At 75.3% G+C, this 8,206-nt stretch carries 7 protein-coding genes and 1 pseudogene; all 8 read left to right on the forward strand.

The genetic code is table 11. From position 1 onward, the window contains the following. Window positions 1-273: pseudogene (locus AKI01S_RS52325) on the forward strand (hydantoinase); the annotation flags it as partial. Window positions 274-323: 50 nt separating this feature from the next. Next, window positions 324-1,694: a purine-cytosine permease family protein gene (locus AKI01S_RS47070; RefSeq protein WP_067833203.1), complete on the forward strand. Its 1,371-nt coding sequence runs from the start codon at window positions 324-326 to the stop codon at window positions 1,692-1,694. A gap of 12 nt (window positions 1,695-1,706) precedes the next feature. Continuing rightward, complete coding sequence (locus AKI01S_RS47075; RefSeq protein WP_067833206.1) at window positions 1,707-3,293, forward strand: hydantoinase/oxoprolinase N-terminal domain-containing protein; 1,587 nt, start codon at window positions 1,707-1,709, stop codon at window positions 3,291-3,293. Further along, window positions 3,286-4,359 (forward strand): S-methyl thiohydantoin desulfurase family protein, encoded by a 1,074-nt coding sequence (locus tag AKI01S_RS47080; protein WP_067833209.1) that lies wholly within the window; start codon window positions 3,286-3,288, stop codon window positions 4,357-4,359. The genes AKI01S_RS47075 and AKI01S_RS47080 overlap by 8 nt, the downstream gene beginning before the upstream one ends. A 548-nt stretch (window positions 4,360-4,907) precedes the next feature. Further along, entirely contained in the window at window positions 4,908-5,132 is a 225-nt protein-coding gene (locus tag AKI01S_RS47085) for a hypothetical protein (RefSeq protein ID WP_067833214.1), read from the forward strand. After that, complete coding sequence (locus AKI01S_RS47090; RefSeq protein ID WP_067833218.1) at window positions 5,129-6,136, forward strand: AAA family ATPase; 1,008 nt, start codon at window positions 5,129-5,131, stop codon at window positions 6,134-6,136. The genes AKI01S_RS47085 and AKI01S_RS47090 overlap by 4 nt, the downstream gene beginning before the upstream one ends. After that, the gene (locus AKI01S_RS47095; RefSeq protein WP_067833221.1) at window positions 6,133-7,044 is read left to right on the forward strand and encodes a DUF58 domain-containing protein; all 912 of its coding nucleotides are present in this window, start codon (window positions 6,133-6,135) and stop codon (window positions 7,042-7,044) included. Before AKI01S_RS47090 ends, AKI01S_RS47095 begins: the two co-directional genes overlap by 4 nt. Before the next feature lie 100 nt (window positions 7,045-7,144). Beyond that, window positions 7,145-8,092 carry a VWA domain-containing protein gene (locus AKI01S_RS47100; protein ID WP_067833226.1) on the forward strand — a complete coding sequence of 316 codons (948 nt, stop codon included), beginning with the start codon at window positions 7,145-7,147 and terminating at the stop codon, window positions 8,090-8,092. Window positions 8,093-8,206: the final 114 nt, after the last annotated feature.

Here is an 8,206-nt window from a genome sequence, read left to right on the forward strand (position 1 = left end):
CGGCCCGAGCACGGCGCGGTCGCGGGCGCGATCGGCGCGGCCGTCAGCCCGGTCGGCGGGCAGGCCGAACGCCTCGTGCGCGTCGGCGCCCGCACCGACCTGGAGGCGGTGCTGGCCGAGGTCCGCGAGGAGGCCCGCGCCAGCGCGGTGCGGGCCGGGGCCGACCCGCGCGCCGTCGAGGTGTCGGAGGTGACCCGCTCCCCCCTGCCCTACCTGCCGGGCGTCACCCTGCGGCTGCACGCGCGCGCCGCCGGGCCCGCCCGCCTTCCCTGACCCCTGGCCCTGCCCCCTGGCCCCGACCCCCTGGACCGAAAGGCCGTCCCATGTCCCAGCCACTCGACGAGGACTTCCCCCTCGAACGGGTCCCCCAGTCCGCCCGCTATTCCTGGTTCAACGTCGCCGTGCAGCGCTTCGGGCAGCTGTCGGACCTCACCCAGTTCCTGCTCGGCGCGACGCTGGGCGCGGGGCTGTCGTTCTGGGGCGCGTTCTGGGCGTTCACGCTCGGCTCGGTGATCCTGGAGGTGGTGTGCGTCTTCGTGGGCATCGCCGGGATGCGCGAGGGGCTGTCCACCTCGGTGCTGGCCCGCTGGACCGGCTTCGGCCGGTACGGGTCCACGCTGATCGGCCTGGTCATCGCGGTCAGCCTGTTCGGCTGGTTCGGGGTGCAGACGGCGGTGTTCGCCCAGGGCCTGCACTCGCTGGCCGGCGGCCCGCCGCTGTGGGCGTGGGCGCTGATCACCGGGCTCGGCGTGACGGTGCTGGTGCTCAAGGGGTTCCGGGCGATGGGATGGACGGCGTTCGTGACCGTCCCGGCGTTCCTCGGCCTGGCCGGGTGGGCGATGAGCGTGCAGATCTCCAAGCACAGCCTGGGCGACCTGGTGGCGTCGCCGCCGTTCGGCGAGGCGATGTCGGTGGCGACCGGCGCGACGATCGTCGCGGGCTCCTACATCGTCGGCGCGGTCACCACGCCCGACATGACCCGGTTCAACCGCACCACCGGCGACGTCGTCAAGCAGACCCTCGTCGGCATCTCGCTCGGCGAGTACGTGCTGGGCCTGGCCGGGGTCCTGCTGGCGTACGCGGTGAAGACCTCCGACGTCGTCGCGATCATCACCGCCTCGTCCGGCGTGGTCGGCGTGGTCATCCTGGTCTCCGCCACCGTGAAGATCAACAACTGGAACCTGTACTCGGCCGCCCTCGGCCTGATCAACGCCGTGGAGTCCCTGCTGAAGGTCCGGCTGAACCGGGTCGCCGTCACCGTCGGGATCGGCGTGCTGGGCAGCGTGCTGGCCGCCGCCGGGATCCTGGAGCGCTTCGCCGACTTCCTGACCGTGCTCGGCGTGCTCACCCCGCCGATCGCCGGGATCATGGTCGCCGAGTACTTCGTCGCCCGCCGCTGGCGGCCGGTGCTGGACGCCTCCCGCGCCACCGGGCGGCTCCCGGAGACCGAGCCCGGCTGGGTCCCGGCCACCCTGGTGCTGTGGGCCGCCGCCGCGGTGCTCGGCTGGCTGTCGGAGCACTACCACTGGTGGGGCATCCCCGCCCTGAACTCGCTGGTCATCGCCGGGGTCGGCTATGTCGTCGCCGCCCGTCTGGGCCTGGTGCGCGGCACCCGCGAGCTGCCCGTCGAACAGCCCGAGCAGCCCGCCGCCGCCCTGGAGGCGCTGCGCCGGGCCCCCGTCCGCCCCGCCTGAGAAGGAGAACCGTTGCGTATCGGCATCGACGTCGGCGGCACCAACACCGACGCGGTCCTGCTGGACGGCGACACCGTGCTCGCCTCGGTCAAGTCGCCCACCACCCCCGAGGTCACCGGCGGCGTGACGGCCGCGATCCGGGCCGTCCTGGCCGACTCGGGCATCGCCCCCACGGCCGTGACCGCCGTCATGATCGGCACGACCCACTTCGTGAACGCGCTGGTGGAGGCCGACCGCCTGGCCCCCACCGCGGCGGTGCGGCTCGGCCTCCCGGCCGGGGCCGCGCTGCCGCCCATGGTGGACTGGCCCGCCCGCCTCCGCGCCGCCGTCAGCCCCGGCCTCTCCGAACCGGCCGTGTACCTGTGCCACGGCGGCCACGAGTACGACGGCTCCGCGCTGTCCCCGCTCGACGAGGGCGAGCTGCGCCGGGCCGCCGCCGACATCGCCGCGCGCGGCGTGCGCTCGGTGGCGGTGTCGGCGGTGTTCTCGCCGGTCAGCGCCGACGCCGAGCTGCGCGCCGCCGAGATCCTGGCGGCCGAGCTGGGCCCGGACGTCCACCTGTCGCTGTCGCACGAGATCGGCCGGGTCGGGCTGCTGCCCCGCGAGAACGCCACCGTCGTCAACGCCGCCCTGCGCGAGCTGGCCGTCGACATCGTGGCGGCGTTCACCGGGGCGCTGGCCGGAGCGGGCATCACCGCGCCGCTGTTCCTGTCGCAGAACGACGGGACGCTGATGGACGTCGAGCACGCCCGCACCCACCCCGTCGCCACGTTCGCCTCCGGCCCCACCAACTCCATGCGCGGCGCGGCCTACCTGTCGGGCCTGGCCGACTGCGCCGTGGTGGACGTCGGCGGCACCACCGCCGACGTGGGCGTCCTGACCGGCGGGTTCCCGCGCGAGGCGTCCGGGGAGGCCGAGCTGGCCGGGGTCCGCACCAACTTCCGCATCCCCGACGTGCTGTCGCTGGGCATCGGCGGCGGCTCCCTGGTGGACCTGGACGCCCCGAGCGTCGGGCCGCGCAGCGTCGGCTACCGGCTGACCGAACGGGCCCTGGTGTTCGGCGGCGACACGCTGACCGCCACCGACCTGGCCGTCGCCGCCGGGCGCGCCGAGATCGGCGACCCGGCGCGCGTCGCCCACCTGGACCGCGCCGCGGTCGCCGCCGCGCTGGACCACATCGCCGTCCGCCTCGCCGAGACCGTGGACCGGATGCGCACCTCCGCCGACCCGATCCCGGTGGTCGCGGTCGGCGGCGGCAGCGTGCTGATCACCGGCCTGCCCGGCTTCGCCGACGTGCGCCGCCCCGCCCACCACGCGGTCGCCAACGCCATCGGCGCGGCCATCGCGCAGGTCGGTGGGGAGGTGGACCGGGTGTTCCAGGTGCCCGAGGGCCGCCGGGCCGCCGTGCTGGAGGAGGCCCGCGCCGAGGCCGTGGCCGCCGCCGAACGCGCCGGGGCCCGCCCCGGCACCGTCGCGGTCGTCGACGTCGAGGAGGTCCCCCTCGCCTACCTGCCCGGCGGCGCGACGCGGGTGCGCGTCAAGGCCGTCGGCGACCTGGACCTGACCCGCCTGCCCGCCCTGGAGGACGCCCGTGCGTGAGATCAAGCCCGAACAGCTCGACGACCTGGCGCGCGGCGCGGGCATCCTCGGCACCGGCGGCGGCGGGGACCCCTACGTCGGCAAGCTGCTGGCCCAGCAGGCGATCCGCGCGCACGGCCCGGTGACCGTCGTGGACATCGACGAGGTCCCCGCCGACGCGATGGTGGTCGCGATCTCCGGGATGGGCGCGCCGACCGTGTCGCTGGAGAAGATCCCGGCCGGGACCGAGGAGGTCACGGCGCTGCGCGCGCTGGAACGCGCCCTGGGCCGCCGCGCCACCCATCTGGTCCCGATCGAGGTCGGCGGGCTGAACTCGATGGTCCCGTTCATCGCCGCCGCCCAGACGGGCCTGCCGGTGGTGGACGGGGACGCGATGGGGCGGGCGTTCCCCGAGGCGCAGATGGTGCTGCCCGGCCTGATCGGCGTGACGGTCGCGCCGATGGCGGTCGCCGACGACAAGGGCAACACGCTGGTGCTGGACACGGTGTCGAACCTGTGGGCCGAGCGCCTGGCCCGGTCCGCCTGCGTGGAGATGGGCTGCTCGGTCTCCTGCGCCGACACCGTCATGCGCGGCGACCAGCTGAGGGACGGCCTGGTCCCGGCGACGCTGACGCTGGCCGAGGAGCTGGGCCGCGCCGTCCGCGAGGCCCGCGCCGTCCACGCCGACCCGGTGGCGGCCGCCGCCGGCATGCTGGGCGGCGTGCGCCTGCTGACCGGCAAGGTCGTGGACGTGGAGCGCCGCACCTCCGGCGGCTTCGCGCGCGGCGAGGCCAGGCTGGCGGGAACCGCCGGCGACACCGGCCGCACCCTGGAGCTGAGCTTCCAGAACGAGCACCTGCTGGCCCGCCGCGACGGCACGGTGATCGCGACGACGCCGGACCTGATCTGCGTCCTGGACACCGACACCGGCGACCCGGTCACCACCGAGGGCCTGCGCTACGGCCTGCGCGTCACGGTGCTCGGCGTTCCCTGCGACCCGCGCTGGCTCACCCCCGGCGGCCTGGACCTGGCGGGCCCCCGCTACTTCGGCTACGACACCGACCACGTACCGCTGCCACCCCACTGACCAAAGCCCGGACCTCCGGTCGGCGCCTTCCCGCCGGAGGCCCGGGAGCCGCCCCTCAGAAACAGCACGGCGAAGACGCCAGCGAAGCAAGGAGCTTCGACCAGCGCCCTCAGCCGAGTGAGTGGTTTCGGTCGGCCCGTTCCCGCCGGAGACCCGAGAGCCGCCCCCCAGAACCGACACGACGAGACGCCAGCGAAGCGAGGGACTTCGGCCAGCGGCCTCAGCCGAGGGAAGACCACCGGCCGACGCGTTCCCGCCGCAGGCCCGGGAGCCGCCCCCCAGAAACAGCACAGCGAAGACGCCGACGAAGCGAGAGGCTTCGACCAGCGCCCTCAGCCGAGTGAGGGGTTTCGGTCGGCGCGTTTTCGTCGGGGAGCTGAAGGGTTTCCCCATGGTGGCGCTGACCTGGGGAAACGGCCGGTGGCGGTTGTCGGCGGGGTTCCGCTTCCGATGGTCGCCGCCCTCACGGGAGCTGATCCTTAAGTTCGTTTTCGCGGTGGCTTGTTGAACTTTCTGCTGTCACTCCGTTTCGTCAGGAGGCAGCAGAGATGGCACTGAACCCGCGCATCAAGATCGCGATCATCGGGGCCGGGCTGGCGGCGGCCGGGCTCGCCGCCACCGGGACCGCGCTCGCGGCCGGTGATCCCGGCGGGGAGCGGACCGAGCTGCGGATCGTCGAGTACGCCGACGGCCCGGCCGCGGCCGACCCGGCCACGGCCAAGCCGGACTGCCCGGACAAGGGCGGCGCGGCCCCCGCGGCGGACACCCGATGACCACCACGGACACCCCCCGGGCCCGGACGGGCCCGGGGGGCCGGGCCGAACGTGTCCTGTTCGAGGTGAAGCGCGTCATCGTCGGCCAGGACCGCATGGTCGAACGGCTGCTGGTCGCGGCCCTGGCGGGCGGGCACTGCCTGCTGGAGGGGGCGCCCGGCGTCGCCAAGACCCTGGCCGCGCAGACGCTCGCCACGGCCGTCGGCGGGACGTTCCACCGCATCCAGTTCACCCCCGACCTCGTGCCCGCCGACATCGTCGGGACCCGGATCTACCGGCCCTCCACCGAGGAGTTCGACATCGAGCTCGGCCCGGTGATGGCCAACGTCGTGCTCGCCGACGAGATCAACCGCGCGCCCGCCAAGGTCCAGTCGGCGCTGCTGGAGGTCATGGCCGAACGGCAGGTCAGCATCGGCGGGCGGACGTTCCCGGTGCCCGCGCCGTTCCTGGTGCTGGCCACGCAGAACCCGATCGAGTCCGAGGGCGTGTACCGGCTGCCCGAGGCGCAGCGCGACCGGTTCCTGCTCAAGGTGGACGTGGGCTACCCCGACGAGTCCGACGAGCTGGCGATCCTCTACCGGATGGGCGGCGCCCCGCCGGTCCCCGAACGGATCCTGACCACCGCCGAGCTGGCCGCGCTGCGGGAGGCGGCGGGCCGGGTGTTCGTCCACGACGCGGTCGCGCGGTACGCGGTGCGGCTGGTGGCGGTCACCCGCGACCCGGAGGCGTACGGCGTGCCGGACACGGCGCGGCTGCTGGCGTTCGGCGCGAGCCCGCGCGGCACGCTGGGGCTGGTCGCGGCGGCCCGCGCGCTGGCGCTGCTGCGCGGCCGCGAGTACGTGCTGCCCGCCGACGTGCGCGACCTGGCCGGGGACGTGCTGGCGCACCGGCTGGTGCTGTCGCTGGACGCGCTGGCCGACGGGGTCGACGCCCGCGCGGTCGTCGAGCGGGTCGTCGCCGCGGTCCCGCTCCCCCGGGTCGCTCCCCGCGAGGAGGCGGCGTGATCGGTCCCGAACCGGCCCCCGAGGCGGTGCTGCGCCGCCTGGAACTGGTCGTGCTGCGCCGCCTGGACGGCCTGTTGCAGGGCGACCACCTCGGCCTGCTGCCGGGTCCGGGCACCGAACGGGCCGAGGGCCGCGCGTACGTGCCCGGCGACGACGTGCGGGCGATGGACTGGAACCTCACGGCCCGGTCCCTCCAGCCGCACGTCCGCGAGACCGACGCCGACCGCGAGCTGGAGACGTGGGCGCTGGTGGACGCCACCGCCAGCATGGACTTCGGGACCGGCCGCGTGGAGAAGCGGGACCTGGCCGTGGCTGCGGTGGCGGCGGTCGGGTTCCTGACCGAACGGGCCGGGAACCGGCTGGGGGCGCAGATCCTCCACGGCTCCGGCCCCCGTCTCGTTCCGGCCCGCACCGGACGGGGGCCCCTGCTGACGCTGCTGCGGACGCTGCTGGGCCTGCCGCGTTCGGCGCCCGGCGGGCAGCCCGCCCTGGCCGACGGCCTGGAACGCCTGCGCCGCACCGCCCGCCGCCGGGGCCTGGCCGTGGTGGTGTCGGACTTCCTGGATCCGCCGCGGGACTGGCGGCGTCCCCTAGCGCTGCTGGCCCAACGCCACCAGGTGCTGGCGGTGGAGGTGGTGGATCCGCGCGAGCTGACGTTGCCGGACGTGGGCCTGCTGACGGTCACCGACCCGGAGACGGGCCGCCGCGCGGAGATCCCCACCGCGAGTCCCCGCCTGCGCGCCCGCTACGCGGAGGAGGCGGCCGCGCAGCGCGCCGCCATCGCCGAGGGGATCCGCGCGGCGGGCGCGTCCCGCCTGACGCTGCGCACCGACGGCGACTGGCTCCGCGACATCGTCCACCACGTAGCCCAACACCGCCGCCTGGCAGCCGTGGGGGCGCCCACATGACGCACCGGAAAACCCTTCGGCCCAGGCAGCCGGTCCCGTCCGCGCCGGTGGCCGGTGTTCGCGTGGTCGGACGGCGATCGGTGGCAGGGGAGGTGTTCCCGTGACGTTTCTGGAGCCGCTCCGGCTGTTGTTGCTCGTGGTGCCCGGGCTGCTGCTCGGTGTGTATGTCGTCATGCGGTTGCGGCAGGCCCGGTACGCCGTCCGGTTCACCAACCTCGCGCTGCTGGAGAAGGTCGTCCCGGTCCGGCCGGGGTGGCGGCGGCACCTGCCCGCCGCCGCGTTCCTGCTGATGATCCTGGTGTGCGTGCTCGGGTTCGCGCGGCCCGCCGCCGACGTGCGGGTGCCCCGGGAGCAGGCGACGATCATGATGGCGGTGGACGTGTCCAACTCGATGGAGGCCACCGACGTCGCGCCCAGCCGGCTCGCCGCCGCGCAGCGCGCCGCCCGCGCGTTCCTCGGCGAGCTGCCGGAGCGGTTCAACGTCGGGCTGGTGACGTTCGCCGGGAGCGCCACCGTCGTGGTGCCGCCCACCACCGACCGGACCGCGGTGCGCGCCGCGATCGACGGGCTGCGGCTGTCCCCGCGCACCGCGATCGGCGAGGCCGTGTTCACGTCGCTGGACGAGCTCTCCCGGTTCGGGGCGCAGTGGGGGCGGCAGGCCCCGCCCGCGCGGATCGTGCTGCTGTCGGACGGCGAGAACACCGCCGGGCGGCTGCCCGGGGTCGCCGCGCAGGAGGCCGCCGCGCGCCGCGTCCCGGTGTCCACGATCGCCTACGGCACCCCCGGCGGCGTCATCTGGAGCGAGGGGAGCGCGCTGCCGGTGCCGGTGGACGGTCCCGCGCTGCGGCGGCTCGCGGAGCAGACCGGCGGCCGGTTCTACGAGGCCGCGTCCGGCGCGGAGCTGAGCCGCGTCTACGCCGACATCGGCAGCAGCATCGGCCACCGCACCGAGCGGCGCGAGGTGTGGGTGTGGTTCGTGGGGGCGGCGCTGGTGCTCGGCTGCGCGGCCGCCGCCGGGTCGCTGCTGTGGTTCTCCCGTCTTCCCTGAGGAGTCGCACATGAACGATCGACCGCTCGGGCTGGGCGAGCCGCGCGGCCCCGACTTCGTGGCCCACGTCCCGCCGCCGGTTCCGCCGCCCCCGCCGTTCGTCCCGGTCCCCCC

The organism is Actinomadura kijaniata NBRC 14229, from assembly GCF_001552175.1.
In the GTDB taxonomy this organism is placed as follows: Bacteria; Actinomycetota; Actinomycetes; order Streptosporangiales; family Streptosporangiaceae; genus Spirillospora; species Spirillospora kijaniata.